The sequence below is a fragment of the Sinomonas soli genome (assembly GCF_054782415.1).
Genome location: NZ_BAAGSN010000006.1, coordinates 76,881 through 102,870 on the forward strand (window position 1 = coordinate 76,881; position 25,990 = coordinate 102,870).

Consider the following 25,990-nt stretch of genomic DNA (forward strand, 5'->3'; position numbering starts at 1 on the left):
GCTCGCAGGCTCTCTGGTCGAATCGCAGCCTTCTCGAAGCACGCGCCGCCCAGCACCCACGATCCGTCAACCGCCGCTACCTCATGGACGAGAGGGAAGCGCTCCGGCTACTGGACGTGAGCCGCGGGCGCCGTGACCGTCTTGGCCTTTGGGGCGCCCTTGACTCGTACCGGACCCTCACCGCGGAACAGGCAGCTGCGTTCGCCGGAGCACCCCTCCTCCTTGATTCCGCGAGCTCTGCGGTCGCCGCGTCCGCCTCTCTTGGCATCCTTGACGTCGGCGCCTTCCCAGCGCCTCTCGCCACAACATCGGAGCGCTTGAGGGGTTCGATTTACCGCCCATCGAACACCGAGGCGTTCGAAAAGCACGTCCTCCCCCTGCTGACTTGGCCAGAGTGGGTTGCGGTGACTGCCGGCTACCCGTGGAACAGCGGGTCCCAATTTGACCGGCATAACATCCTCGCCGCCGAGCTGGTCCTCCGCGCTGCCGAGTACCTTCCACAGATCGCGGCGGTACTCGGTGAGAAGCTGTCGACCGTCGACCTGTATGCGGGGGCCGGCCTGGGACGCGAGCTGCCCTTCCCCGACAATCGACGCGCCGATGCCACCCTTGTCCGCGCCGACGGCCTGAGGATTGCTGTCGAGATCACTGCTACGGCCTCCAATGCGCTTGAGAAGAAGGTGCGCCGCTGGGCGGAGCTCCTTCGCGAACGTCCCTTGGAAACGTCAGGGCTGGTCATCGTCTTCGTAGCCGCGCCCCATCCCGACCGCCCCAAGGGGACTGGCTCGGACCCGCGCCACGACCTCTACCGTCGCGTCGCCAACGTCCTGGCATCGTTCCCCGGCACTGGCCCCGACTCCCCCGCCGCCCGCATCGGGATCGCCGCCTGGGACGAATGGTTCCCGGCCCGGCACGAGCTCTCGGAGGAGTTCTTCACGCTCGCCGCAGACTTCGCGCTCGGGGCGTCCGGGGGTCCCGGCCGGTGGAAGCGGCGGGACGTCCTGGACCTGCCATTCCAGGCTTGGGCCTCCTTCGATGCGACCGCTGTCATCGCCAATTCGAAGCTGCTGGCCGCGACGCCGTACTGGATGCGCCAGGGCGATCACACACACCTGATCGGTTCCCCGCTGAAGCGGGCAGGGGTGCGCTTGCCGGTGCCAGCGCCTCGTCGTCCAGAACGGGTCAAGGGCCACAAAGTCGGGACGGCGAAGGGCGTGGCGGGTGCGGTCAGGCTGCCTGACCGGCTGCGATTGTGGGCTTGAGGCGACGGCACCCGTTTGCCCGGTCAGGATAGCGGCGCGTCCGGTCGGCCTCGGGTCAGGCTAGCTGCGGGTCGACGCGAGCCGCTCCATACTGGCAGGGTCACGTTCCGGGTGCTCGCGCCAGTCGCGCAGCGCTCAGCGAAGTGGGGCAATCCCCCTCCGCGCTCTCAGGAGGCCGACGTCCCTGCCGCTTCGGCTGTGTTCGAGCTTGTCGAGGATCGCCTTCTGGGTTTCGGGCGACCAGAAGATCCTGAGGTGTTCCCGTGCCCTCGTGATGGCGGTGTAGAAGATGCTGTGCGAGATGTCATCCTCGTTGGCATCGGTGATCACTACCTTCACGGAGTCATACTCGAGGCCTTGCGCCTTGTGGATGGAAACGGCGTATGCGACCTGGAATGGCACCGTGGCGTAGACCGTCTCGGTGTCCTCGTCGGTGCTGCCGGCTTGGACCACGTCGAAGCTGACTGTCGACTCAGCGACGTACCGGAGGTCATAGCCGTCCACGTCCAGCTCGGTGACTGTTCGGTCCAACCAGACATCGAACCTGATGCGGTCCTCGTACACCTCGATGTCGACGATCCGGCCCTTGAGGTTGTTGTAGATGAACGGCTTGAAACGCTCGGTGTCGTTGAAGAGGACGGGATCGCCGACCTTGTACATGTTGACGCCCCAGACCTCCGCCCTTCCCGGATTGCTGCCCTGCCGGAAGCGGTTCACGTTGTTGATGCCGTAGAGGCCGTCGTAGTTGAGGCAGAGGATGATTTCGCCCTCTCGCCGGGTCTCGAAGATGGACTCGTCCAGGTCGGCCGAGTAGCCGTTGTGTGCCATCACCTCCTCGATGCCGTCCTCGAGATGGCGGACCTTGGACCAGAAGTCCAGCAGGGCTGGGTTGTTCGTGCGGTGAGGCTTGATGAGTTCGAACACCGCGGCCCGAGGCATGAGGTCCCGGATGATGCTGAACCAGTTCCCGAACTGGATCGATGCGATCTGGTAGACGTCACCGACCAGTACCAGCAGCTTGAAGCTGGTCTTGCGCAGGATCTCCAGGAGGTCTTCGTTGCTGACGATGCTGCACTCATCGATGACGAGCAGGTCGTACTCCTGCGTGCCGGGTCGGTAGATGTGGCTCCTGATGGTCCGGAACTCTGCATCGGGCGCGATGACCTTTCGTTCCAGATTGTCTTTGGCAGAGTGGGTGTGGGCGAGGAAGAGCATTCGCTTCTCGACGAAATGGTTGGCGATGTAACCAACCATGGTGGACTTGCCAGTTCCCGCGGCGCCGTAGATCATCGCGACGCGTGACGCCTTGAAGAGGGACTTGAGTGCGTCCCGTTTGGCGTCGTCGTCGACCCTGAGCTGGGTCTCGCCAAGCCACCTTTCGACCGACCCCTCATAGCCGTCCACGCCTGAGGATGCGTGTGCCTGAAGTTTCTCGATGATCTCGACAGTGCTGTCCTCATACCCGTGCATGAAGACGTGGCCCTTGTCCTTCTCGATGACACGGCCGGCGTGGCGGGCGGTCGGGGGGATGGTTTGGTTGTGGGTCGCGATCAGCTCGTCCAGGTCGCCGAGGTCCTCGACATCGGCTGCGGGCGTGTAGAGCATGCCGTGACGTTCGACGTTGTTCCTGATGCGACGTGCGAGGAACTCGTGCTTGCGCCCGCGCGCATCTATGCTCGCCATCAGGTCCGCGAAATGGGGAACGTGCCGCTTCGGCATGGCGCAGAACGGCATCTTATCGAACGGGCTGCAGCTCGGCGACAACCGCAGTCCCGAGAGGTAGTAGCTCGGGGCGGGGTCGAATTGCTCCTTGATGACCCGGTTGCGCATGGAGAGCATCAGGTAGCGGACGACGTTGCTCCCGGGGGACTTGGCCCTCACCTTCTCGCGTGCCGCGTCGAGCACGGGGAAGATCTGGGGCTTCTGGATCCGCTGGGTCGCGAAGGCCTTGATCTCGTTGTAGCGGGCGTCGCTCACGAGCATCAGGTCCAGGAGGCTCGCTGCCTTCTCGGTGAGGTAGTCCATGAGCCGCAGATACTCTGAACTGGTGGAGGTCGCGGTCGTCGACTCGCCGAAGATCCTGGCGAAGTTGTTGAACTCGCACGGGCGGATGGAGACGTCCCAGGAGCGGATGATGACGATGGGCATGCGCTGGCCGAGGACCTGGATCTCGTCCGGCAGGAGGCGCAGCTGTGCTGCGTATTTGTCGGTCATGTCGATGTCGGTGAAAGCGATGATGCGGTCGAACTTGTTCAGGTGATCGGTGATGGGCGAGAAGGTGACTTCGTAGAAGATCCGCCCGGTGGTGAAAAAGGTTCGGACTTTGTGGACGTAGTAGCGGCTCCGGATGCCGTGCTCGGCCGGAAGCTCATGTGCCGCCTGGATCCTTTCGGCGATCTTCCGGTGGTATTCGCTCAGAGCCGGATCGAGGTCGACGGGGAACCTCTCCAGATTGTCCAGGGTGTCTACACCGCACCGCTCGTGCAGGAGGGTGCGGGTGCGGACCAGGTACTCGTAGTACTTGAGCATGAGCCGCTCCGCCGTGTCGGCGTCGAAGGAGTAATGTGACGCGCTCATCTGGAGCAGGCTGTGGAAGCGGTAGATGAAGTTGGTCTGCTTCCCCGTCGAACCGATCCACTCGACCGCAGCGTGGGTCAGGTCGTAGCGGAATTCGGCGCCGCCGTCGCCGACGTGGAGACGCACGGCCACCGCTTCGACCAGATCCCGCAGCTGCTTGATGATGTTCCGGGACAGCAGCCCGCGGTCATGCGCGAGGGCGTCTATCGTGTCCGTGATTGTTGTACCCACGGCACGGATCTGGGCATCCACCGAGGCCATCGAACCTTCCCCATCAAGTCGAAGTATCGGCAGTCACAGTGTAGGTCTCCCTGCGGTACGCGGCCTTCTTCAGGGAGTAGCGCGGCGGGCCAACTGCTTGTCCGGAGTGGGGACTCGGTCTCCGCTCTGACGCCGGAACACGGCTCAGCGCTAGCCGCAGCTGCCACGCGACGCGACGGGCTGCAGGGGCGTGGAGGGACGGAGGCTTTCTGCGGTGAGCCAGTTACGCGTGACCGAGTCTCTCGCTGAGCACGACGGGGTTCCCGCTGATCTGCACCCCGTTGAGCTCCACGCTCATTGCTGCGCGCAGTACCGCTTCTGCACCTTTCACCTCCGCTTGAGGAACTTGCACGATGAGTTCGTCGTGCACGGGGAGGTACAGCGCTTCCCGCGAAAGAAGTTCCGCGACCCGGACGGTGATCCTCTTGAACAGGTCCGCAGCCGTGCCTTGAATGACCCAGTTGACTGCGCGGTAGGGCTTGTGGGGGGTACACGGGAGTCGCCGGCCGTAGGCAGTGGCAAGGATGCGCCCCCTCCGCGCGTCGGCCCGGATCTCGTCCATCCATCGGCTCATCACGGGATACGCGCGCTTGATGCCGTCGATGACCTCAGCAGCGGCAGTGTCCTCGACACCGAGATCCGAAGCGAGGGCAGCAGTCCCCTGACCGTAGGCGATAGCGAGGAAGGCCTTCTTGGCGACCTTCCGCGCCTGGTTGTCACCTCGGGCTTCCGCACCATAGACGGCGACGGCAAGCTCCTCATAAAGGTCTTCCTTCACTCCCTCAATAAGCCCCGGGTCTTGGCTCAGGGCGGCGATGACGCAGGGCTCGACCCGGTTGAGGTCGGCGCCTACCAGGACATGCCCTGGCTCTGCGAGCAGGAGGGGGCGCAGGTCCGCCTGGAGGTTCTGGATGGCTGGCTTTGAGATGCTCATCCGGCCCGTGTTTGCTCCGATGCCCTTGATCGTGGGGTGGATGCGGCCGGCCTCCAGGCTCGTGCGCAGCTCGCCGAGCTTATTGGCTGTGCCAGCCGCGCTGCGGAGCTCCGTGAAGGCGGCCCAGTCGTCCTGTGCCGCAGAGGGGACGAACGCCCTCTCGAACGCCTTGTGTGAGAGCGTGGGCTTTCCGTCCCGGTCTCGGATCCGTATCCCCCGCGCCGCTACCCAGGCCCGGGTCGCGTTCGAGTTGGAGGTCAGGTCGAGCCCGAACCGCTGTAGCGACTGTTCGCGAAGTGCAGTGAGCTCGGCGATCCTGCGCTTCAGAAGCTCATCGTCGATCAGGTAGCCGCGAGCCGCTGGCCACCGCCAGAGGTCTTCGACCTCGGTCTCGAGGATGGCGAGTTCCCATTCGTCGTCGTCCACGATGGACCGCCAGTCTGCGACGAGGCGGGCACACTCGGTCGCGTCGGTCGCTACGTAGTCGAGAAGATGGGGATCGTCCTCCGGGAGTGCCGCTACCGCATCGGGGAGCCAGCTGTGCTCGCCCTCTGGGTCCACAGCTCTCCCGCTGAGCCGCCCCCAGTGGGCGGCGAGTCGCTCGAGGGACTCGGCGGCGGCAGGTCGGAGCTTCTTCAGGCCCCCTTGTCCGGTTCCGATGATGTCTGGGTCGAGGGTCTTCGCGAGCGTCAGGGAGCAGCGCAGCCGCCGGAGCCGGACTCCGTAGGCAGCGAAGATCGCGTTGGCGTCGAATGTTGCGTTGTGGGCCCAGATCTGGCGCCCAGAGCGGACTGCTTGGCCCAGGCACGAGCGGACGAGGGCGGTATCAGCGCCGTCGATCACGACTGCCTGACCCGATGGGGTGCCGAAGGATAGCTGGCGGACCTTGAAGCTCGGTGACCGGGTGTTGAGGCCGGTTGTCTCGCAGTCGAGGGCGAGGATGCCGGGGGTGGCCCGGTCCAGCCAGTTCCCGAAGGCAGCGTTGTCGACTCCAGCCGGAAGGAACTCTAGGGATGCGAGGTGGGCCTGGCCGGCTAGTTCCGCTGTTGCGGCGGTCATGCGTTGTCCTTTCAGGCTGCGTCGAGGTCGATGAGGTCTTCGAGGGGCTCGGTGTCCTGGCCGGATGCCGCCGGATGTGCCACGACCTGCGGGGCGGTGGCCTTCTCCCGGATAGGGGGTGCCGCCGTGTGCAGGGGTGCCGGGCTCTGCGCGGCGGATCCAGCGGTGATCAGCTGGACGGCGAAGGCGTGCCCGCGCTTGTCGTTGCGTTTCATGGCCAGGCGGTAGATGTGGCCGTCCCATACGATTGATGACTCCCGGCGCGACGACAGTGCGTGGCCCCAGGCCCGGACCAGTCCGGTCTCGCTGATGCCCTCGACGTTGAGGAGGGCTGCGGGCAGGTCTACGCCGCCGCGGCCCTTGCCCCAGTGGGTGTGTGCTGTCTTGGCGGTCACCCATCCGTCGTTGCCGAATCTCGCGTGCCAGGCTGCCATCAGCGGGCCCCAGTCGTCGCCCTCGTCGTCCTGCGATTGGAGGAACTCCCTGCGCCCCTCCGCGAAGAGCTCGCTCGCGGGCCTGCCTTCCCACACGATGTGGTGGAGTGCGGAGCCGACGACCGTCATCCAGCGTTCGAAGCTTCCGAAGCCTGTCGGCAGCTTGCTGAGGGGCACCGGGTGCTGGAGCCCGTAGGCGAGGACGGTGTGCAGGGCGGCGAGGAGGCGGGGCCGGTTCTCCCGCACCCAGGCGACGATGTTGTCGTGGCGGAAGCCTGTGCGCTCGAACGCGAGCACGGCGCCGTGGTTGACCATGCGTATTGGGATGAACCTCCGGTTGGAGTCGCCTCCGAGCTCGGCGTTGTTTCCGCAGACGGTGACGGTCATGGGCGGGATGGTGACCTCGGTGGAGGAGCCGAGGACTCGGCGTCGGGCCGTCCCGTCATCGGTGATGAGCTCCATGAGGACCTTGCTGGTGACCTTCTCCTGCCGGGGGAGCTCGTCGACGTGCAGGTGCCGGGCCCCGGTGAGGGCGGCGGCGACGATTTCCTTGCCGGTTTCTACGTCGGTTGATCGGCTGTAGCCCACCGCGGTGTATCCCTCATCGCCTGTGCAGATGAGGCGCATGATGCGGGCGAGCAGTGATTTGCCCGAGCCTCTCTCTGCCGCATCCAGCAGCCATCCTGGGGTGGCACCGGTCAGGTCGCGTGCTGCGCCGGTGAGCAGGTACGCGAGAGCGCGGATGAGGTCGCCGCTGGTTTCGAAGGGGAAGTCGGTCAGCACCTCGCTGACGGCGAAGTCGGCCGCGGCCTGGGCCTCGGCCTGGGTGGGCTTGGCCGGAACGGTGTAGGCGGCCCAGTACGCTCGTTCCCTGTGCGGGATAGCGAGGAGTGCCTCCTGCTGGCGGTGGTGGCCGGGAACGCTGATCGTGCTCCCGTCGGGGAGGAGTATCGGTTCGCCGGCGACGTACCTGACGGTCGGAAGCGCTGCAGGGATCGCGTCGTGCGGGAGCACCATGTCGACGACGGCGCTCGGCAGAGCGTGCTGGTAGGTGACCGCTTGCTGGACCCGTCTGGCTGGTTGAACGACGGAGAGCAGGAGGATTTCGCGGGCGCAGGGGCCGCTCCAGCGCCGGAGTTCGTGGTCGGTGCCGATGGAGACCGGTGTGACAGCCTTACCCGAGCGAGGGTGGACTTGCAGCAGTGCGAAGGGCACGCCGGTGATGGTCGGGTGCTCGGCGTCCTGCAGTGCGCTCCCGATGGCTTTGGCCAGAGCATGGGTGACAGTCCTGTCCGGGTAGACAGTTGCGCGCTTCCGGATTGTCAGGGGCCAGGGCTCGTAGCGGACTTCGCCGCTCTCCTGGAGATCTTGGAGCATGGCAGCGTAGTCGCCGTTGTATGTGAGGGCGGCGAGGACGTCGGCGGGGCGCATGTGGCGCTGGACCCAGAGCGGTGCCGCCGAGGTGGAGAAGGTCCAGGCAGCACCTTCGTGCCGGGGGCCGCCCACGAGTACCTCCGCGTGGCCGTCCTCCTTGGACAGGCGCCAGGTCCCGTCGGTGTCCTGCCCGTGGAGGGTCCAGTCGGCTTCCCCGATCATCCGGGCGAGGTCCGCGTCGTCGACCTTCCGGTCGTACTGCCGGAGCATGGCCTTGCTTCGGCCGTCGAGCAGATCCGTTCCTGCACCGCTTCCGGGGAGGGCGACTGCTTCGTCGAGCTCGGCCAAGAGCTCAGAGATGGCGTTGAGCTCGCCGAATGAGAGGCGCGGCAGCGTGTCGGGGCCTCCAGCTAGCCGCTCGTAGGGCAGTCCCGTCGGGTGGACGGCCCCGTGGCTGGGCGCGACGATGACGGACGCATGGGTGACGAGGAGCTCCGCATAGACTCGGGAATCGCGGCGCGCGGCGAGGGATCCGCTGAGCCCCTTCATCTCCTGCGCGTAGTCGGCGTCCGGTGCTTCGACGGCGAAGAACCATCGAAGACCGCCGCTGGGTGTCTTCTCCTTCCAGCCTTCCTCGAGCCGCTTCCACGCATCTTGGAGGTCGCGGCGTTCGACCGTGAGCTCCCATTCTGCGTAGAAGCCGGAATCGGTCATGGCACGGCCTTCCATCTCGAACGCCGTGAGGATGAATCCTTGATTGGCACCGTCTGTCGTGTAGAAGCCTTGGGAGCCGGTGAAGACAGCGATCCCGGTCGTCTTTCCGGCGCTCACTCGCCCGAGGGCGATTTCGCTGGTCTGGCGCACGGCCTCGGGAGTGGCCATGTACCCGGCAGGGTGTGCAGGGACCTTGTCCTTGCCGACGGCGTGGATGAGGAAGCCCTTCCCTGTCAGCTGCTCCGCGGCTTCTTTCAGGAGGGTGGCCTGAGACTTCCGGGCGCTCACTTGGCCCCCTCAGCGGGGCCGGTCTGGGGGAAGGTGGGGAAAATGGGGGTGTTCCCCCAGCACTGGGGGGCAGCTGCCCGCAGAGCAGCCGGTCGTCCTCTTCCCTCGCCCTCCGTTAGGACTGTCCCCCGGTTTCCCCGCCTTCCCCCACTCAGGGTGTGCCGCTCTACTGGGCTGCGTCCGCTGCTGGTGCTTGCTGTACGCACAGCTGCTCCTGTCTCCGGTATGGATCCGTTCGGAGCGGCCTCCCAGAATTCTTCTGGGAGCCGTTGGTTCCTCCGACGGACACCATGTGTGCGGAGTGCTCGGGTGGTCTCACCACCTCCGCTGCCTGAGCAGTCGCGGCCGCGGTGCGTCCGGCGCCACGGTTCATGCGAGCGCCACGGCCCGGACAGGCCAGCTGATCAAGGTGACGGCCCCTGGCAGCGTCTGGGTCCGCTGGCTGCGGCGCAGGTTTCCGAGTGCACCGGAATGCCCAGAGGTGCGGCTGGCAACTCTGGGCTGGCCAACGTCGCATGGCTGTTACGGCCCACACTGGGCCTCGCCCTTCTGCCCGTCACCTACCGATGACAAGGGGGGCGACGGCGAGGCCGCCCGTCCCGTCCGCGGTCAGGGCTGCGAGGTTCCCGCCCCAGGCGTTGTCGTCGGCTAGGACGTGCACCTCGGTCGTGGTGCCGTCCGGCCACTCGAACACGTCGGCGCGTCGCTGGTGCCAGTGCCCGCAGAAGACCAGGCGCGGCTTCAGACGTTCTACTACGGATTGCAGGAGCGCTCGGGTGCGGTCGGCGCGGGCGATCACGTCGCCCGGCAGCCGAAGGGCGCTCTCCAGGCCACGGAAGCCCATCGGCACGTCGTGCAGGAGGAGGACATCGATGGGGCCGTTCTCGATCAGGCGTTGGGCTTCGTCCTCGGTCGGTTCCTCTAACTCGGCCCAGACGCTCTTGCCCTCGGTCCGCCAGCGACGGTCGATGCTGAACGCGCCACCCAGGGCGCCGATGCGCAGGCCGGCGCGCTCCACGACGGTCCCGCGCGGCAGGTACGCCATGTTCTCCGATAGGCGCCGGGTGCCATCGGGTCGCAGGGTGAGCTCGCGGAGCTCGGCGTGGTTGTCGTGGTTGCCGTCGATGAAGAGGAACTCGATGCCGGCGTCGGCGAGGAGCTGTTCGACGCGCTTGTCGAAGCGGCCCTTCTTCGGCCCCGGCCATCGGACAGCGAGGTCGCCTACGTGGAAGAGCAGGTCTATGCCCTCTCTTCTGAGGGTCCAGATCGCTTGCCGCGCCGTTGACAGGTTGCCGTGCCAGTCTCCGGCAACGGCGAATCGCACCGCGCTCCCGCTCACTGGTTCTCCGCCTCATCGATCGTGACGACCTCTGTGGTCCACCGGAAGGTGGGCACGCCGTCTCCTCGGACGTCGAGCCAGAACTGGGCTTCCTGGCCCACCTCAAGGCTCACGACGGCCAGCAGAGGTATCGCCTGCCCGTCCTTCCGGAGTTCACCTGTCAGGGCGAGCGGGCTGGTCGGCGGCTCGGTGGCCGGCAGCCGGGTCAGGGTGCTGCCCTCGGACTGGAGGTCCAGAAGGTACACGGTCCCTGAGGCGGTCCGGACGCGCCAAATGCCGAAGTCGATGTCAGTTAATGCAGTCAGCACAAGGCCTCCGTTGTCCGGGGGGGGAATTAGCACCTCAGCGTACATGAATTCTCTGACATTTCCTTCAGGAGTCCGAACGCAGGGCTTCCCGCGCCCGGAACCGAAAACTGTTTCAGAAACTCCGCAATTTCTGAAACTGAAATTCAGCGATTTTGTGCCGCGGCAAAAGTGGTCTACAGTCAACGCCGTGCAATACCGCTCTTTGAAGAACCTCAATCTCAAAACCCACCCCCAGTTCAACGAACGTTGGCTCCAGGAAAGAATCATTGAAGACCCCTCAGTCCTCCGCCTCGGCCCTGTGGTCGTCGTGGCCGTCGAGCGACACCAGAAGGGAGGCGGACGCCTCGACCTCCTCCTGTCCCAGGCGGAGAGCGGAGTCCGCTACACCGTGGAGCTGCAATTGGGAGCCCTCGACGAATCCCACCTCTTCCGCACACTCGAATACTGGGACTACGAGCGGCGGACAAACCCCGGGATAAAGCACATTCCGGTAGTCGTCGCCGAGTCCGCGTCGAAACGCTACCGGAGGCTCGTTGGCCTCCTAGGCCTGGCCGTGCCCCTGACCTTCGTTGAAATCAGGGCAGTGCAGGTAGGCGACGCGATCGGCCTGGATGCCAGAATTCACCCTCCTGAAGGAGGCGCGATGGAGAAACCCGCCATCAGGCAACGACCTCCACGGGGACCGGTCGACGCATTGTCAGTTGTGAAGCTGGCCCATCAAGGCCATTCACAACGGCGGATCGCTGAACTCTTGGGAATTTCGAAGACCAGCGTTTCACGGGCCCTCACCCGCTGCACTGGCGATGCCGCCGCCTGACAACCGCCCGCCCTTCGGACTCTTTGCCTTCAGCGGCAAAGATTCCGAAGGGGGGAGTGCCTCTTCCCGGCGCGGTCAGATCGTAGACCGGACACCAGCCCCACGAGCCTTCGCTCCGGCCTAGCCTTGGGATTCTAGGCCATTTCGCTTGCAAGGAGTCCTTATGTCCGCTCTTGAAGTCGGCCCCCGGAAACTGCGGAGGGACGAGGGCCGAATCGCCTTCGAGGTGCTCGGCGAAGGTCCACTCGTCGTGTTGATACCCGGCATGGGCGAACTCCGCAGCAGCTACCGGTACAACACCAGTGCTCTTGCTGAGGCCGGATTCCGAGCAGCGGCGATGGACCTGCGCGGCCACGGCGACAGCGACGCCAGCTTCACCCGATACGACGATGCCCTGATCGGGGGCGACGCGCTTGCCATAGCCACGGAGCTTGACGGCCCGGCGCTGCTGGTCGGGAACTCGACGGGCGCTGCGGCTGCCGTCTGGGCCGCATTCGAGCGTCCCGACCTCGTCGCGGGCGTGGTGCTCATCAGCCCGCTCATTCACCAGGCACCCCTGCGGCCGCTCATCGGCTGGGCCCAGAGGGCCGCACTTTCCGGGCCGTGGGCGCCTTGGGCCTGGCGGGCCCGCCTAAGCTCGCGGTATCCCGGACGCAGGCCCGCCGATTTCGAGGCGCACAGAGCTGCCATCCTCGCTGATCTGCGTCGCCCGGGCCACGCCCGCGCGCTGACCGCCATGGCCCGGGCCAGCCACGCGTCAGCCTCCGGACGCCTCCCCTATCTGGAGTGCCCCGCCCTCGTAGTTGCAGGCACGGCCGACATGTATCTCTCGGATGCGGCGGCAGAGGCAGCTTGGATCGTCGACCGCCTTCCCGAAACCGGGCAGCTACTCGTGCAGGGCGCAGGACACTACCCACAGGCTGAGGAACCTCACATCGTTAACCAGGCCTTGGTGGCCTTCGCGCAGAAGGTTTTGACCACTGCTTAAGGCCCCGGGCCTGGCGGTGGGCCGCGGCAAGCTGACCTCCACGTTTCGCTCTCCCATGCACTCCACCGGTGAGGGCCGAGGGCAGGTATCGCCACGCTCCTGATTCGACGACAGGTTTGGACATGTCTAATGTGGTCTTGTGCGCAGCGGCCGACCGGGCGAAGAGAGTTCGAACCGGATATTCATTGGCAAGGCGGAGCTCGTCCTCAAGGACCCCAGCCTCAACGAGTCCGCCCGGATGGCATATCTCGACCCGCCATACAACACCGGGAAGAAGTTCGGCGAGTACTCCGACTCGTCACCCCTGGCCAGCTGGCTGACCATGCTCCGGGACACTCTCGAGGGCGTGCACGCGGCCCTCCGGCCAAACGGGTCCGTGTGGGTCCACCTCGACGACCGGCACATCCACCGGGTCCGGTGCCTCCTCGACGACATCTTTAGCGACCACAACTACGTCGGCACCATCGTGTGGGAGAAGAAGAACCGGGCATCGTTCCTGCACGCGCACCTAGCCGACGTCACCGACCACATCCTCGTCTACGCCAAGGACCGGGCCCGGATGGCCCCGCTCGTGCACTCGGCCACCCAGGCCGGCAAGCGAATCCCCTTCCACAACGGCTCCTCCAAGGAAGCCATCCTGACCTTCCCTGCCGGGTCGGTCACGTTCGGTTTCGAGGACCAGGTCCTTCCCGCCGGTCGCATGGACACCCGCACCATCGCCTCCGAGCTCCTCGACGACATCGAGATCACCGAGGGCACCAACGCGAACGCGTTCCAGATGACGGGCCCGTTCCGCTACCAGCAGGCCGCGCTGGACAAGATGGCCCAGACGCCGGGTGCGATCATCGCCCCGAAGCCGCTGCTGCGCCCCTCCTACCTGTCGCAGGAGTCCCACGGGAAGGTCCTGACCAATCTGCAGTCGTTCCGGGTCAACGGGGCGCCGACCAATGAGGACGCCCACGCCGAGGGCGTCGTGATCTTCGGCGGTTCCCGCGGGTTCGACACGTCCAAGCCGGAGGGGCTGCTCGAGCGGTTCATCCTCGCCGCGACCGACCCCGGCGACCTCGTCCTGGACCCGTTCGCCGGGTCCGGCACCACCCTCGCCGTCGCTGAGCGCACCGGCCGCGCCTGGGTGGGCGTAGAGCTCAGCCAGGACACTGTCGAGTCCTTCATCGTGCCCCGCCTCGCCAAGCTGCACGCTGAGTACCGCCTCATTTCAGAGGAAGCGCCCACCTCGGCCGCTTGACGCTATTCGGGGGAGGTCTTGCCCCCGTAGGGCGCCCCAGTCCAAGATGCTCCCAGCGGGCAGCACGCCCTGCGGATTGGGGGGGCAACGGTGGGAAACAGCAGTCCGGGCCGAATCAGGCGGTTCTTGGGTACGGCTTGGGGCAAGATCAGCGTGAGTGCCGTCGCCCTGACGGCCGCCGGAGCCGGAATTGACACCTGGCTGAGCCTCGCGAAGGACGTCCCCGAGGCCTACACGAACATCACGAACGTCTTCGGTGGGATCAAGGCCGGGGCACCAAGCCCGCCAGGTTCGCAGGTATTCGGATGGGGCCCGGAGCGTGCGACCTTCACCGTCAAGAGTCCCGCCCCATACATCGCTTTGAACTCGATCACTGACAACCCCGCCTACGGCGACGAACGCAACTTCGTACGGGTGAAGTTGGCGGATCAGCCGAACAACACCTTCACGGACGACCTGACAGTGAATCCCGGCGACACCGTCGAGGTCGGCGCAATCGTCGACAACGACGTGGCCGACAACCTGCCCAACAACGCCGTCGTAGGCCTCACCGCGCAGAAGGCCTTCAAGTACAGCGACGACGGTAGAGCCGGCTTGTTCGTGACGTTCGAGGGCCAAAACGTGAAGAGTGTGTGGGACAGCGCGACCTTGAAATCCAAGGCCCCCATCAAGGTCCAGTACATCAAGAACTCTCTAAGGTTCATCTCAGTCCAGGGTCCCAAGGACGGGTTCCAGATCCCCGATGACGGATTCGCCGACGGCCAGACAGTCACACTCGGCGACCGCACTCTGGACGGCAATTTCCCCGCACACATGGTGAACGGCCTGGAGGCCGGCGCGGGCTACCTGACATTCCGCGTGATGGTGTACCCAGCCACGTAGCCGTACAGGCGCCAGTGGTTCGCACCTACCCGCGCCTGGGTCCCGTTCAGTGAGGGCCGCGGGCTCCGCGCACACGTCACCCATGCCGACGCTAGCCGCACCCGCCCCCATCGACCCGTTCCGGAGCTCGACCCTACCCTGAGAAGAGACGCCCACAGGCCACGATCCGCCGTTCAGCGTCGCGCGCTTCGTACCCGCCGTCATCAGCCCAGGGGAGCTCGCGCCAACCTGTGCGGTGGCCCGGGAACAGTGGCCGACGACGGCCCTCAGCGGGTCAGAGCGGGTCGACAGCTGCCGCGCGGCGGCCCTTCCTCCGCGGGGGCAGGGCGGCCTGGCCGGCGCGCCAGGCGACGATGTCCAGGGCGCGCAGCGGCGTGATCTCCGGTCCCGGGGCGATCGCTGCAAGCTCGGTCCAGACGCTGTGGTGGGCGACCAGGTCGGCGCGCATCGCGCGCAGCCACGCGGCGGCGTACCCGGACCAGGGGCGGGACTTGTCCCACGGGACCGGGGCGCCGGGGCAGCCGGAGTAGGCGTGACCGATGGCCTCGTCGTACACCGGGATCAGGCCGGGCCGCTTCCGGGCGAGGACCTTGGCCAGCTTCGTCATCCCCACGTAGGCAGGGGCCGGGTCCTCGTCCAGCACCCCGAACAGGGCCGCCACGGCCTCCAGCACGGAGTCGTCAGCCTGATCCAGCGGCACCCCGACCGGGACAAGCGCGAGACCCACGTTGAGGATTGGGGCGAGGGTCTGGAGGGAGTAGTAGGTCTTCACCGGCTTCTGTGCAACGTTCAGCAGGGCGGGGGCGAGCAGGTCGGCCTCGCCGAGGTCCGGGCGGTCGCCGGATCCCTCGTAGGCGTCGTAGGCCGGGTAGCTCGAGGCCGAGCGTGTGTCCAGGAGGTACTCGGTCGCCCACGCCTTGGCCTGGGTATCCTCGACGGTCAGGCCGCCGACGCTCAGCTCTGTCATGCGCTCAAGCTACCGGCACCCCGGGCGTGCGCGCGCGAGCGGCGCGCGAGCGAGCGGGGCGGGCAGCGCGCGCGGCGGCACACGCTGGCGCACACTGCACGCGGGGCCGTCGCGGACGCGGAGGCCGAGCGGCGCTCAGTCGGCGCGGCCGGCATTCCCCTGCTCGAAGAATCTGAAACTGGTCGTGGCCGGGCACCGCGTGCGCGTGTCCAGTGCGCCGCTCCCCCGGGCCCCTGACCGCCCCGCCTAAAGTCGGGACTGTGGCACTGACCAAGCACCCCCAGATCCAATGGACCCTCCTCGCCGATGCCGTGACGGCGACCGCCCACATCCTGGGCGCAGCCAAGGGGCTGAAGTTCAAGGCGAGCACCCCGGGCCCGGAGGCCATCGTCGTCGAGTCGCCGTTCTCGCTGCGGACGAACACCTTCGCCGCGACCTTCACCGGGACCGTGACGACCGACGGGCAGGCCACGGTCATCGTCTGGACGATGGACGGCCAGGGCAGCAACGTGCCGAAGAACCTCCAAAGGCTCGCCGATGCCCTGCCCAAGGGCGCGCTCGAGAGCGTCGAGCAGATCGCCGAGTCCGTCGAGGCCGACGGCGCCTTCCGGGAGAAGTACGGCATCTCCGCGGACGCCGCCGTGGCCGTCGGAGTGGGCGGGTACGTCGCGTTCGACGGGCACTTCCTCACCATCCAGCACACCGGGTTCCTCGGGCGGCTGACGGTCGGCAAGGGCGTAAAGCGTGTCCCGCTCGCGGCGGTCTCCGCCGTCCAGCTCAAGCCTGCAGGCGCCCTCATCAACGGGTTCATCCAGTTCACCCTTCCGGGCGGAGTCGAGCGGCGAAGCCAGTTCGGCTCCCAGACCAGCGATGCGGCCGGCGACGAGAACTCGATGGTGTTCACCCGAATCCAGGAGCCGGCCTTCACCGCGTTCCGCGACGCCGTCGAGGCCGCTGTGGTCGCCCGGCACAGCCACGCCGCTGCCGCCCCCGCCGCGCCCGCCGCGCCGGCTGCCCCTTCTCCATCGGTGCTCGACCAGCTGGCCCAGTTGGGCAGTCTGAAGGACGCCGGAGTGCTGACCGCCGAGGAGTTCGAGGACAAGAAGGCGGAGCTCCTCAAGCGCCTCTGACCCAGGGAATCCCGGCAGGGGCGGGTCCGCACACGTGTGGCCCCTTGGATGCCGTCTGCCCCTCCCAGGACCTTGCTGCCGACACCGACGAGCTGCACTGCCTGGCCTGACGGCAGGACGACGTCATGAATAACAGCGTCAGCCGCCAGCTGGGTCCCCATGGCGGGCGAACGTCTCGAAGGACCCCTCGAGGACGCGGGAGTGCTCGCGGGCGAAGGTGGTGGGCGGGCGAAAGTCCTACGGCCGGATGTCGGGGCCTTGGTCTCAGTCCTGGGACCCGCCGGAGGGCATGGTTGTGCGTATGGACCCCCATGTGTGCGGACACGGACCGGCCCCTCACCGCCGGTCGGTCCATTCAGTGAGGCGAGTGGCACACTCCCATTTGGGAAGATTTCATGACAGATAACCTTATCTGTCGTACTTTCTTCCCAAGTGGTGCCTCACTCCCGTTTGGGAAGATTTCATGACAGATAGCCTTATCTGTCATAGAATCTTCCCATGAAGACTGCCCGGCAGCGCCTGCCGCGAGGCGCATTCAGCCTCCACGAGGCCGACCGCGGGGGTGTCTCCAAGTCCACGCTGTATCGGCTCGTCGAGGAAGGCGTGCTCGAGAAAGTCGGACCCGGCCTGTTCGTGGCCGGCGACGAGATCGACTTCGATCTGGATCTCGTGGAGGCCGCCCGCAGAGCACCCATGTCCACCCTCTGTCTCGTCAGCGCGCTCGCCCGACACGAACTCATCGACGAGATCCCGTCCAGCATCGACCTAGCCCTCCCCCGCGGTACCAATCCACCGCACCTCGCCGGCCCTATCGACTGGCACCTGTTCGACAGGGCCACCTTCGACCTCGGTCGGTCGATGGTCTCCATCGAGGGCAGCAGAGGGGTGAGGGTCGGCCTCTACTCGGCTGAGCGCTCCATCGTGGACGCGTTCCGGCTGCGCGGCGCGGTCGGCTACGAGACCGGAATCGAGGCCTTGCGGAACTGGCTCCGCCGCCGCGGTTCCCAGCCGGCGAAGCTCCTTGAACTCGCCTCGGCCCTCCCCCGGGCCAAAGCACCCCTGCAACGCGCCTTGGAGGTCCTGCTGTGACCGGAACAGCCGAGAAGGTCTACAGCCAGATCATCACTCTGGCGAGGAAACGCCGCCGGCCTACCGATGAGTTGCTCACCCTGTACGGGCTCGAGCGATTCCTGGCCCGGCTCGGGATGACCGACTACGCCGATGACTTCTGCCTCAAAGGCGGCGTACTGCTCTCCGCGCACGCGCTGCGTCGCCCGACCCGAGACATAGACATGCAGGCCTTGGACTTCCAGCTGGACGTCGATCACCTCACGGAGGTGGTGACGACTGTCGTCGCCGTCGATGCAGAGGATGGAATCGCGTTCAGCCAGGACGACCCGAAGATCGAGCAGATCCGAGACGATGACGAGTACACGGGCCTCCGCGCAACCCTTCCTGCAAAGATCCATCGGGGCGAGATCGTCATCAAGCTCGACGTCAGCACGGGCGATCCCATCTGGCCAGCGCCCGAGCGGGTCGAACTGCCGTCGCTTCTCGGCGGCACGATCGCCGTCCAGGGGCACCCGCTCACGACGGTGATCGCCGAGAAGACAGTGACGATGCTCCAGCGCGGCACGACCAGCACCAGGTGGAGGGACCTGCTCGACGTGGGAGCGCTCTCCACGACGTACCCGTTCGATGCCGGGCAGCTGTCTGAGGCTGTGCACCGGGTCGCATCGCACCGGGAAGCCGAGGTCCGAGCCCTCCGTCCGTTGCTCGCCGGCTACGGGGACTATGTCCAAGCGAACGGGGTCACTGCCCAAGCCAAGTGGGCCAAATGGCGAAAGAACCAACGGGTGGAGGACCTCTGCCACGCCGACATCGACGACCAGGTAGCCCAGGTGCTCGCCTTTGCCGATCCCATCTTCACCGGGGAGGCCAGGGACGGGCACTCCTGGGACCCAGATGCCGCCCGCTGGTCCTGACCCGGCCTATTTCCCGGCGGCCATCGCCTTCAGGGCGTCGGGGATGAGCGCCCTCACCTGCTCGGGCTGGTCGGAGAGGACCACGATGTCCACGCGCCGGTTCTGCTCCATGAGCGCCTCGGTGGAGTCGTCGTTCACCCTCCGGGCCGAGCGGTAGGCGACCGCGCCGATCTTGCCCCGGTCGACGCCGGCGTTGTCGACGAGGCGGCGCAGGACCCGGATGGCCCGGTCCCCGGAGAGCTCCCACGTGGACGCGTACGCGGTGGCCCCGTGCGCGGCGTGCCCTTCGATGGCGACCTCGAGGCCGGACTTGGCGACCACGGGCCCGAGGGCGTCGAGGACGGCGGTGGTCCTTGGGGGTGAGCTCGGCCCGGTCGGGCATGAAGAACGTCTGCGAGCCGATGGCCCATGAGGAACGTCATTACATTGAGCTGAAGCCCGCCGGCTAACGACCTCACTTGGAGCTACTGGGCTTGTACGGCGGGCGGCAGTTAGGGTCCGATTTATGGTCCGACTTTGAGGGAAACTGAGTCCACCGGAGTACACTGGCTCCGACTACTCAGGAGCAGTTTCCCCAGTTCAGAAGCGGTTTCGTCCATCAGAGTCCAACCTAGTCAATCGTCGAGCTGTTATGAGAAGGTCAGCAGTTCGATCCTGCTAGGAGGCTCGACAGCCCCTCTTTGGCTCGCGGAAACGCGGATCGGAGAGGGGTTCTTTGCGTTCAACGGCCCGCCCCTGCCGGCTAGGCGAGGCTCTCGAACACCATCGTCGCCTGGATGCGGTCACCGCCGCCGAAGCCCTTGCTGCCGCTGCTGGCAGTGGTGATGATGTGGAGCCGGTAGCCCTTGGCGGCCTGGTTGTTGACGGCCTTCTCGAGCTGGGTCAGGTTCGCCGACCCGGTCCCCCAGAGCTTCTCCTTCAGGATCACCTGCAAGACGACGTACTGCATGACACGGTCCCCTTCCGCTGCTTTGCCAGCCCGTTGGAGGCTGCCCAGTCCCCACCGAGAAGACCGCCATCAGAAGCGCGATGCGGCTGCGCACGGCATACGCACAACCGCGTATTCACCTTCCCAGCGTGCGGCGGGACCATGGTCCTACGGGGACTGCCGGGGGCCGCGCTCGGACATCCCGAAGCCGGAACAACGCACGGAAGGCACTCGCATGCACAAGCTGCTCGTCCTCTACCCCGAGCCGGCAGACCGGCAGGCCTTCGCCGACTACTACGAGTCGACCCATCTGCCGCTCATTGCCAAGATCCCAGGCATCCTCGGCTACAGGTACTCCCTCGACATCTCCCCGGGCCCGGACGGGGCACCGTACTTCGCAGTGTTCGAGGGCGACTTCGCCGATATCGACGCCTTCCGCCAGGCGATGGCCTCGCCAGAAGGACAAGCGGTCGGCGCTGATGTGCCTAACTACGCCACTGGCGGTGCAGTCCTGCTCGACTACTCAGTCGCGGAAGGGAGCGCTCCTCGGACCGACTGATCCTGGCCTCTCCCTACCCTGACGGCTTGGCCCGGCCTCCCCGGCGTCCCCCGCGTCGCCTGGCCCGGGTGCTCTGTCGGGACGGTGCGCCCTGGTGCGCATTCGGCCCTATTTCTGGCCTCATGCGCGTCCGATCATCCAGCGAGAATCCGAGGAGGCGCGCGATGGAGCCAGAGGCGAAGCTGGCGGGAGAGCTCTCGGGGCTCGGCGGCAGAGGCGAATACCTGGGCGCAGCCAGCGAGCTGCTGTTCGAGCTCTTCCCCGGCGAGAACGTGGCGTGGTACGCAGCTACGTCGGGGACGGCGGCGCCGGGGTCTGGCAGCCGCGGCGGCTCATCGACCTCGTCACGGACCGGCAGCTCTACCGCACCCGCGCCTCAAGGAGGGCCTGGAGCCGCTCGGGTCGAACCGTCAGCCTGCCTTCTTGGTCGCGAGGCCCTCGAGGTTCAGTATCCGCGGGTGGGCGGTGAACCGGGCCTGAGTCGACTTCACCGACCACCAGATGGACGTCGCGCGGCGCATCCAACCGGTGCTGAGGCTGCTCGACGCGGTCCTTTCACGGGGCTTCGGGGACCGTCCAGGAAACTCCGCCGCGTGCGGAGCATTGACCGGGCGGGAACTGGAGATTCGCGACCTCGTCTCCAAAGGGGCTCACCGGCGCGGCCGCAGCCCATCTGCTCGGAATCAGCCCGGACGCCGATGTCCCGTATACATTGCACTTCGCCGCTGACACACTGGGAGCGATCCTCGACAACCACTCACCATGGAGGTTGGACATGGACGAGGATGCCGGCGCACGCGGTGAGCTGTCTGCCCGGATTGAGGAGCGGCGCGGAACGATCCGGGATTTCCTCCGCCGTGCGCGTCCGCGACGGAGCCGGCTGACCAATATCAGCATTGTCGGCAGTTCCCTGGCCGCAGCCTTCACGGTTGGTCCCGCGGCCGGCGGAAGCAGGTTCACCGATGCGGTGAAGAACCTGTTCGCGCTTCCCGACGACTCCATTGTCTGGCGTGTCCTCTGCCTGGCCGCGGTCCTGCTCTCGGTCGCCGCCGCTGTAGCGACCAACCTGGCCAACTCGGCCAACGTCGCCTCCCAGGTCAGCGCGGCAGAGGCGTGCCTTGGAGAGTTGGAGGGACTGCAGCTCTCGCTGTCGCTCGGGAACGTGCCCCTTGACGATGTAATCCAGGCCTACCGGCAGTCGATCACCAAGGTCTCTTTCCTCACCGGTTCCTGAAGGGCGTCAGTGGTCGTCGGGCCGGGCTGGGCCTCCACCACCCGGCCTCCCGGAATCAGCAGCGGCTACTCCTCGACGAGGATCACCATCGTGTCCGCCAGCACGCCGTCATACTCCATGGCCTCGGCAGCTGCCTTGGACTGCATCGCGCGGCACCCCACAGAAGGGTATTCGTGCCCGTCATCTCGCTCGGTCTCGGGCAGCCGGGCATACCCCTTGCCAGCCGGCGCTGCTGCTTCTCCTTCACGCCGGGAGGGGGGAGGAATATGCTCCCGCCATGGGGGTCATCCGGAGGATGAACAGGGGCTGCGGCTCAGCAACGCTGGCTATGACCGTAGCGATCGTTCTCACGGGCTGCACCACGGCGGCCGGCCTCCAGGCGGCGCCCGGCGGTGCGGGCCGGATCAGCACGGCGTCCCCGGCCTCGTCCGCCGTCGCACAGCACGAGCTCTACAACCTGGCCACCGACCTCTTCTTCGTCCAGCTGCCCCCGGGCTCGACCAGGACCGCGCAGAAGTGCACCCCGGCGCTCGACGACCCGCGCGGCGGCGGCCGCTGCACAGTCGACTTCACGAGCGCGCTGGCGCCCCAGGCGGTCTCTGACTATTTCACGCGGAGCGCCGTCCTCACCGGCTGGACGGCCGAGCAGAAGGGCCGGGACAGCAGGACGTTCTCGTGGTCCACGATCTATCGCAGCGGCAGCCGTGCCCACGCCGTGCTGACCCCGCTCGACCCACCGAGGGCATCCCCGCCGTACGCCTATGAACTCGCCGCGTCCGTCTGATCCGCGGCAAGGGCCCCGGCGAAGCCGCCGTGCCCAGCAGACCGCGGCCCGCGCTCCATCCCGAGGATCGCGAGGCGATCCGGTTCGCGCGGACCTGCCGGGAGCGCTCGCCGAGGTCAAGGCGACGGATCGCTAGGCTGTGAGCGTGCCGCCGACCCCCAGCCCGAGTCCGTTCGACGTGATAGTCCACATGGACCCCGCCCCGTGGTGGCAGACGCTGGCGCCCTATGCTCCCCTGCTCGCGGCCATCATTGCGGCGTGGATCGCGTGGCAGACCCTCAAGGAGCGGAGCCGGGCCGACAATCAGGCCGAGTGGTGGCGACGGGCGCAGTGGGCCATTGACTCCTCCCTTTCAACCGACCCTGACCAGGCGGAAATGGGCCAGAAGGCCATCGAGGTGCTCGGCAGCAGCAAGCTGGCCACCGAGGAGGAGCTCGAGCTCCTCAAGGTCGCCACGGCCGACCCCCTCGAGGTCTTCGAGGCGGAGTCGGCGCTCGGCGTCGTCGCTGCCGGAGCCCGGGTGGTGGACGGCCCCACCGGCGGCCCGGACAATGACGGGGAAGGCGAGATGGCCGCACGGGCATCGAAGGGAGTGACGACGAGCATGACGGAGAAGGCGCCGGCCCCCACGTCCGACGGCACCGCCCCGGTGCGGCGCCGGTCCTCCAGCAGCCGCGACCACCGTGTCCAGATCGCCGCAGCGAAGGCCCGGGTCACCCTGGACAAGCGGCTGCGCGTCGCGACCCCGAAGTGGATCATCGACCTCGCCAACGAGAAGGCCGGCTGAGGGCAACCGGTGCCTGCCGCGACGGCCGTGCCCTGCGCGCCCAGAAGGCGCCCGACCGGCCAATGGCCCTGATGGACCGGGCGCCAGTCGGACGCCCCCCGCGCACGCACGCGATCGACACAGCAGGGGTCGGACGTCGCACGCTGCCACCGTTTCTACCAGAGCGGACCCGCCCGCGACAGGGCTTCCCCCGCGATCGCACCGAGCTCGAAAGGCCCGCCGTCCCGCAGTAGCCGGGTCGGGTGCCCCCGACACCCCCCCGGCCCAGAAATGGAGGGGCCCCAGCTGCCAGGGCCCCTCCACCGGGGTGCGGATTACCAGTCCGCGATGAGGATCCTTGATCTGGAGAGGAAGCTCAACCCCACCTCTACCCGGCACCTCTCCCAGTGAAACGCCGCAGCCGGTTGTGGGCTCTCTGTTCACCGCGCACCGGCCCCGGCTCCCGCGCGCGTCCTCCCTGCGCACATAGGATCCGGGCGTGAGCACGCCCCAGCACCGCAGCTCGGCCCTCCACGCACTCGGCCTCGACGCCGCGTGGCTCGCCGCCCGCATCGAAGAAAGCCCGGTCCTCCTCGACCTCACCGACGGCATGCCCCGCTTCGAACGCACCGTCCCCCGCAGCGGGCCCGAGCAGTTCGCCGTCATCCTCTTCGACCCGACGGACGGGACGCGTCTCATCGTGGAGGTGCAGGCTGGCGACGCCGACGCCGACCAGCTCGCCCGGGCGCTCGACCTCTGGACGACGGAACGCAACCGCCTGCCGGTGGCCCACCGGGTGGTGCTCGCTGCTGAGCACGTCCCCGACGACGTCGCGCGCAGCGCAGCGCTGGCCAGTGCCTCCGCCCCGGTCGAGCTCCTCGAACTCCTTGCCGAGCGGACCGGCAAGATCGTCACGGTGCATGGGGAGCCCCTCCCCCTCCCCGGCGCGGACGGCCCCGTCGCGCCAGCCTCCTGATCCACCGGCGGGGCGTTGCTGCCCCACGCGCCACCAGGCCCTGCGGTTCTCCTCGGAGAGCGCTAGTCCGTCACGGTGTCCGCGTGGCGGTGGGCGACCTTCCAGACTCCGCCCTCGCGCCGGTAGACCTGGGTCGCGCGCAGCGAGTAGGTGCGCGGCTCTCCATCGACCGACACTGAGGTGTGCTCCAGCCCCACTGTGTAGGCCGCATCTCCCACCACGTCGTACACCTGGAGCTCGAATTCGTAGGCGGTGCAGTCCGAGAAGCTCTGCTCGAGGAAGCCGAACACCTCCTCGAGCTCGCGGTGTCCGTACGCGTTCCGCCATGCGCCCAGGATGCTGACGGGCTCATCGCTGGCCCAGATGGCCCGGCGGGGGCCGGCGTCGCCGTTGTGCAGGGCCACCTCCGCGTCACGCAGGGTGGTCCTGACCCAGGTGAGGAAGTCCTCCAGATCGGTCACTCCGTCACGGTACGTCCGCGGCCGTCAGCGCGGCAACGGCGCGGCCAGGGAGTGCTCCGCGGACGGTCAGACGGTGCCCGTGGGGGCCGCGCGCCCATCGACGTCGGCGGTCAGGCTGTCGATGCGGGCGATCGCGCGCTCGAGCTGTTCGACGCTCTCCCACAGATCCGGGTGCAGGTCCCGGACCTCCTCGAGGCTCTTCCCGGCCGACCGCAGCGATGCCAGATCGAAGCTGACATTCGTGCGGGCACCGGCCACGGCGGCCCGGAGCGCACCGAAGGCGACCACGACGTCGGCGATGAGGGCGCGGTTGCCGTTGGCCGCCAGCCACGCGAGGTCGTCGATCGCCCCGACGGCGTGCTCGCCGAGGACGGCGGACGCCTGGGCGGCGTCGACGCACGCCCGGTGGATGGCCTCGTCCCGCTGGGAACCCGGCTCCATGCGGAAGGCAGCACCGAAGGCGCGCGAGGCCGCGGCATCCTCGTCTGCCAGCCGGAGCGCGGTCCCACGGAGGGACTGCGCCCTCTCCCGCAGGCCGTCCACTTCAGCGCGGTGCGGCCCGTCCGCTTCGGTGTAGCCGGCAACCATGGATGCCAGGGAGGCCGCCACCGCGAGCATGACGCCGGTTCCCGCGCCGCCGCCGGGGGAGCCGGTGGACTGCGCGAGGGCGTCGGTCCAGGCCTCGACGGTGGAGGAGCGGGTGGTGGCATTCTGGCGTTCGTCCACGATCAGATCCATTCCTTGCGGCGGAAGAGGACATACAGCCCGACGCCGCCGCCGACGATCATGCTCAGCGACAGGACGAGCCCGAGGGTGCTCTGGAATCCGAGGAAGGGCACATTCTGCCCGAAGAACCCGGTGACGGCGGTGGGCACGGCGATGATCGCGGCCCAGCTCGTGAGCTTCTTCATGACGAGGTTCATCCGGTTGCCCTGGATGCTGATGTGGGTCTCGAGGATGCTGCTGACCATGTCCCGCAGCGACTCGGTCCAGTCGGACGCCCGCAGGACGTGGTCGTAGACATCCTGGAAGAACGGCTGCATTGCCGGGTCTGCGATCTCGAGGTCCCTGCGCAGGACGGTGTTGAGGACCTCGCGCATCGGGAGGACGACCCTGCGGAGCCGCACGAGGGCCTTGCGGAGCTCGAACGAGCGTCGCTGCAGGTCGTGATCCGAGGAATGGTCGTCGAAGAGCGCGTCCTCGAGGTCCTCGATGCGCTCGTCGAGGTCCTGGACGACGTCGAAGTGGCCGTCGACGAGCAGGTCGATGAGCCCCCAGAGCAGGAAGGCCACCCCGTGGCCCGCGACGTCGGTTTCCCGGTCCCACCGCTCCGTGAGCCGCTCGGGAGAGAAGTCCGGCCCGTGCACGGTCACGAGGGCGCGCCGGGTGATGAACGCCTTGACCTCGTTCACGGCCAGGTCACTGCCCTCGGGCGCGAGCGAGGCCTCGTAGGCGGCCAGGAACAGGTGCGTGCGGTAGCGGTCGAGCTTGGGACGCTGGTGGTCATGGAGTGCGTCCTCGACGGCGAGGCGGTGGAGTCCGAGGATCGTCTCCATGGCGCCGAGGTCGTCATCGCTGGGCGACTCGTAGTCGATCCAGACGGTCGCGCCCTCCTCGCCGAGGAGCCCTTCGATCTCCTCGAGTGCGAGGTCCTCGCGCTCGACCTTGCCGTCGCGGTACAGCCGGGTACGAACCATTCCGCAATCCTAGTCAGGCC

General features: G+C 67.2%; 24 protein-coding genes. 13 read left to right on the top strand and 11 right to left on the bottom strand.

Going from position 1 to position 25,990, the window contains the following annotated elements:
• Positions 1 to 404: 404 nt before the first annotated feature.
• Complete coding sequence (locus tag ACYVKZ_RS05985; protein ID WP_460991152.1) at positions 405 to 1,262, top strand: hypothetical protein; 858 nt, start codon at positions 405 to 407, stop codon at positions 1,260 to 1,262.
• Between the two features lie 135 nt (positions 1,263 to 1,397).
• Here ACYVKZ_RS05985 and ACYVKZ_RS05990 read toward each other — a convergent pair whose 3' ends face one another.
• The 5 genes from ACYVKZ_RS05990 to ACYVKZ_RS06010 form a co-directional block, all read right to left on the bottom strand.
• Complete coding sequence (locus tag ACYVKZ_RS05990) at positions 1,398 to 4,100, bottom strand: ATP-dependent DNA helicase (protein ID WP_460991153.1); 2,703 nt, start codon at positions 4,098 to 4,100, stop codon at positions 1,398 to 1,400.
• Between the two features lie 223 nt (positions 4,101 to 4,323).
• Positions 4,324 to 6,093: a DNA polymerase gene (locus ACYVKZ_RS05995; protein ID WP_460991154.1), complete on the bottom strand. Its 1,770-nt coding sequence runs from the start codon at positions 6,091 to 6,093 to the stop codon at positions 4,324 to 4,326.
• An 11-nt stretch (positions 6,094 to 6,104) separates the two neighbouring features.
• Positions 6,105 to 8,903, bottom strand: a complete 2,799-nt coding sequence (locus tag ACYVKZ_RS06000; RefSeq protein ID WP_460991155.1) for a hypothetical protein — start codon at positions 8,901 to 8,903, stop codon at positions 6,105 to 6,107.
• 556 nt (positions 8,904 to 9,459) lie between these two features.
• Positions 9,460 to 10,242, bottom strand: coding sequence for a metallophosphoesterase family protein (locus ACYVKZ_RS06005; protein ID WP_460991156.1), 783 nt, complete (start codon positions 10,240 to 10,242; stop codon positions 9,460 to 9,462).
• Positions 10,239 to 10,550 (bottom strand): hypothetical protein, encoded by a 312-nt coding sequence (locus ACYVKZ_RS06010; protein ID WP_460991157.1) that lies wholly within the window; start codon positions 10,548 to 10,550, stop codon positions 10,239 to 10,241. The genes ACYVKZ_RS06005 and ACYVKZ_RS06010 overlap by 4 nt, the downstream gene beginning before the upstream one ends.
• 187 nt (positions 10,551 to 10,737) lie before the next feature.
• Here ACYVKZ_RS06010 and ACYVKZ_RS06015 point away from each other — a divergent pair, with 187 nt between their 5' ends.
• The 4 genes from ACYVKZ_RS06015 (at position 10,738) to ACYVKZ_RS06030 (ending at position 14,483) form a co-directional block, all read left to right on the top strand.
• Positions 10,738 to 11,367 (top strand): helix-turn-helix domain-containing protein, encoded by a 630-nt coding sequence (locus tag ACYVKZ_RS06015; protein WP_460991158.1) that lies wholly within the window; start codon positions 10,738 to 10,740, stop codon positions 11,365 to 11,367.
• A gap of 163 nt (positions 11,368 to 11,530) precedes the next feature.
• A complete protein-coding gene (locus ACYVKZ_RS06020; RefSeq protein WP_460991159.1) occupies positions 11,531 to 12,355 on the top strand; it encodes an alpha/beta fold hydrolase in 825 nt (274 codons plus the stop codon).
• Between the two features lie 238 nt (positions 12,356 to 12,593).
• Positions 12,594 to 13,601: a DNA methyltransferase gene (locus ACYVKZ_RS06025; RefSeq protein WP_460991160.1), complete on the top strand. Its 1,008-nt coding sequence runs from the start codon at positions 12,594 to 12,596 to the stop codon at positions 13,599 to 13,601.
• A 153-nt stretch (positions 13,602 to 13,754) separates the two neighbouring features.
• On the top strand, positions 13,755 to 14,483 hold the full coding sequence (locus ACYVKZ_RS06030; RefSeq protein ID WP_460991161.1) for a hypothetical protein: 729 nt from the start codon (positions 13,755 to 13,757) through the stop codon (positions 14,481 to 14,483).
• Positions 14,484 to 14,757: 274 nt separating this feature from the next.
• Here ACYVKZ_RS06030 and ACYVKZ_RS06035 read toward each other — a convergent pair whose 3' ends face one another.
• Positions 14,758 to 15,450 (bottom strand): DUF6308 family protein, encoded by a 693-nt coding sequence (locus ACYVKZ_RS06035; RefSeq protein ID WP_460991162.1) that lies wholly within the window; start codon positions 15,448 to 15,450, stop codon positions 14,758 to 14,760.
• A gap of 260 nt (positions 15,451 to 15,710) precedes the next feature.
• Here ACYVKZ_RS06035 and ACYVKZ_RS06040 point away from each other — a divergent pair, with 260 nt between their 5' ends.
• The 3 genes from ACYVKZ_RS06040 to ACYVKZ_RS06050 all read left to right on the top strand — a co-directional run bounded on the left by ACYVKZ_RS06040 (position 15,711) and on the right by ACYVKZ_RS06050 (position 18,565).
• Positions 15,711 to 16,580 carry a DUF4429 domain-containing protein gene (locus ACYVKZ_RS06040; protein WP_460991163.1) on the top strand — a complete coding sequence of 290 codons (870 nt, stop codon included), beginning with the start codon at positions 15,711 to 15,713 and terminating at the stop codon, positions 16,578 to 16,580.
• 498 nt (positions 16,581 to 17,078) lie between these two features.
• Positions 17,079 to 17,669 (top strand): type IV toxin-antitoxin system AbiEi family antitoxin domain-containing protein, encoded by a 591-nt coding sequence (locus tag ACYVKZ_RS06045; RefSeq protein ID WP_460991164.1) that lies wholly within the window; start codon positions 17,079 to 17,081, stop codon positions 17,667 to 17,669.
• Positions 17,666 to 18,565 carry a nucleotidyl transferase AbiEii/AbiGii toxin family protein gene (locus ACYVKZ_RS06050; protein ID WP_460991165.1) on the top strand — a complete coding sequence of 300 codons (900 nt, stop codon included), beginning with the start codon at positions 17,666 to 17,668 and terminating at the stop codon, positions 18,563 to 18,565. Before ACYVKZ_RS06045 ends, ACYVKZ_RS06050 begins: the two co-directional genes overlap by 4 nt.
• A 6-nt stretch (positions 18,566 to 18,571) precedes the next feature.
• Here ACYVKZ_RS06050 and ACYVKZ_RS06055 read toward each other — a convergent pair whose 3' ends face one another.
• The gene (locus tag ACYVKZ_RS06055) at positions 18,572 to 18,886 is read right to left on the bottom strand and encodes an OmpA/MotB family protein (RefSeq protein ID WP_460991166.1); all 315 of its coding nucleotides are present in this window, start codon (positions 18,884 to 18,886) and stop codon (positions 18,572 to 18,574) included.
• A gap of 421 nt (positions 18,887 to 19,307) precedes the next feature.
• Positions 19,308 to 19,514: a DUF4177 domain-containing protein gene (locus ACYVKZ_RS06060; RefSeq protein WP_460991167.1), complete on the bottom strand. Its 207-nt coding sequence runs from the start codon at positions 19,512 to 19,514 to the stop codon at positions 19,308 to 19,310.
• Between the two features lie 214 nt (positions 19,515 to 19,728).
• On the opposite strand from ACYVKZ_RS06060, the gene ACYVKZ_RS06065 reads away from it, so the two are divergent.
• From ACYVKZ_RS06065 to ACYVKZ_RS06085, 5 genes are all read left to right on the top strand, one after another.
• Positions 19,729 to 20,052 carry an EthD family reductase gene (locus tag ACYVKZ_RS06065; protein WP_460991168.1) on the top strand — a complete coding sequence of 108 codons (324 nt, stop codon included), beginning with the start codon at positions 19,729 to 19,731 and terminating at the stop codon, positions 20,050 to 20,052.
• A gap of 775 nt (positions 20,053 to 20,827) precedes the next feature.
• The gene (locus ACYVKZ_RS06070; RefSeq protein ID WP_460991169.1) at positions 20,828 to 21,286 is read left to right on the top strand and encodes a hypothetical protein; all 459 of its coding nucleotides are present in this window, start codon (positions 20,828 to 20,830) and stop codon (positions 21,284 to 21,286) included.
• A gap of 328 nt (positions 21,287 to 21,614) precedes the next feature.
• Complete coding sequence (locus ACYVKZ_RS06075; RefSeq protein WP_460991170.1) at positions 21,615 to 22,070, top strand: hypothetical protein; 456 nt, start codon at positions 21,615 to 21,617, stop codon at positions 22,068 to 22,070.
• 145 nt (positions 22,071 to 22,215) lie between these two features.
• Entirely contained in the window at positions 22,216 to 22,857 is a 642-nt protein-coding gene (locus ACYVKZ_RS06080) for a hypothetical protein (RefSeq protein ID WP_460991171.1), read from the top strand.
• 478 nt (positions 22,858 to 23,335) lie between these two features.
• A complete protein-coding gene (locus ACYVKZ_RS06085; RefSeq protein WP_460991172.1) occupies positions 23,336 to 23,812 on the top strand; it encodes a hypothetical protein in 477 nt (158 codons plus the stop codon).
• Between the two features lie 62 nt (positions 23,813 to 23,874).
• Here ACYVKZ_RS06085 and ACYVKZ_RS06090 read toward each other — a convergent pair whose 3' ends face one another.
• The 3 genes from ACYVKZ_RS06090 to ACYVKZ_RS06100 form a co-directional block, all read right to left on the bottom strand.
• Positions 23,875 to 24,273 (bottom strand): nuclear transport factor 2 family protein, encoded by a 399-nt coding sequence (locus ACYVKZ_RS06090; protein ID WP_460991173.1) that lies wholly within the window; start codon positions 24,271 to 24,273, stop codon positions 23,875 to 23,877.
• A gap of 66 nt (positions 24,274 to 24,339) precedes the next feature.
• Positions 24,340 to 24,999, bottom strand: a complete 660-nt coding sequence (locus ACYVKZ_RS06095) for a cyclodeaminase/cyclohydrolase family protein (RefSeq protein WP_460991174.1) — start codon at positions 24,997 to 24,999, stop codon at positions 24,340 to 24,342.
• A gap of 2 nt (positions 25,000 to 25,001) precedes the next feature.
• Positions 25,002 to 25,970: a magnesium transporter CorA family protein gene (locus tag ACYVKZ_RS06100; protein ID WP_460991175.1), complete on the bottom strand. Its 969-nt coding sequence runs from the start codon at positions 25,968 to 25,970 to the stop codon at positions 25,002 to 25,004.
• Between the last annotated feature and the right edge of the window lie 20 nt (positions 25,971 to 25,990).

What these genes read in the sequence shown, in the direction of transcription:
- ACYVKZ_RS05990 (WP_460991153.1), bottom strand. Translation starts at nt 4,100, where the DNA reads ATGGCCTCGGTGGATGCCCAGATCCGTGCCGTGGGTACAACAATCACG.
- ACYVKZ_RS05995 (WP_460991154.1), bottom strand. Translation starts at nt 6,093, where the DNA reads ATGACCGCCGCAACAGCGGAACTAGCCGGCCAGGCCCACCTCGCATCC.
- ACYVKZ_RS06020 (WP_460991159.1), top strand. Translation starts at nt 11,531, where the DNA reads ATGTCCGCTCTTGAAGTCGGCCCCCGGAAACTGCGGAGGGACGAGGGC.
- ACYVKZ_RS06025 (WP_460991160.1), top strand. Translation starts at nt 12,594, where the DNA reads ATGGCATATCTCGACCCGCCATACAACACCGGGAAGAAGTTCGGCGAG.
- ACYVKZ_RS06035 (WP_460991162.1), bottom strand. Translation starts at nt 15,450, where the DNA reads ATGACAGAGCTGAGCGTCGGCGGCCTGACCGTCGAGGATACCCAGGCC.
- ACYVKZ_RS06045 (WP_460991164.1), top strand. Translation starts at nt 17,079, where the DNA reads ATGAAGACTGCCCGGCAGCGCCTGCCGCGAGGCGCATTCAGCCTCCAC.
- ACYVKZ_RS06060 (WP_460991167.1), bottom strand. Translation starts at nt 19,514, where the DNA reads ATGCAGTACGTCGTCTTGCAGGTGATCCTGAAGGAGAAGCTCTGGGGG.
- ACYVKZ_RS06065 (WP_460991168.1), top strand. Translation starts at nt 19,729, where the DNA reads ATGCACAAGCTGCTCGTCCTCTACCCCGAGCCGGCAGACCGGCAGGCC.
- ACYVKZ_RS06070 (WP_460991169.1), top strand. Translation starts at nt 20,828, where the DNA reads ATGGACGAGGATGCCGGCGCACGCGGTGAGCTGTCTGCCCGGATTGAG.
- ACYVKZ_RS06075 (WP_460991170.1), top strand. Translation starts at nt 21,615, where the DNA reads ATGACCGTAGCGATCGTTCTCACGGGCTGCACCACGGCGGCCGGCCTC.
- ACYVKZ_RS06100 (WP_460991175.1), bottom strand. Translation starts at nt 25,970, where the DNA reads ATGGTTCGTACCCGGCTGTACCGCGACGGCAAGGTCGAGCGCGAGGAC.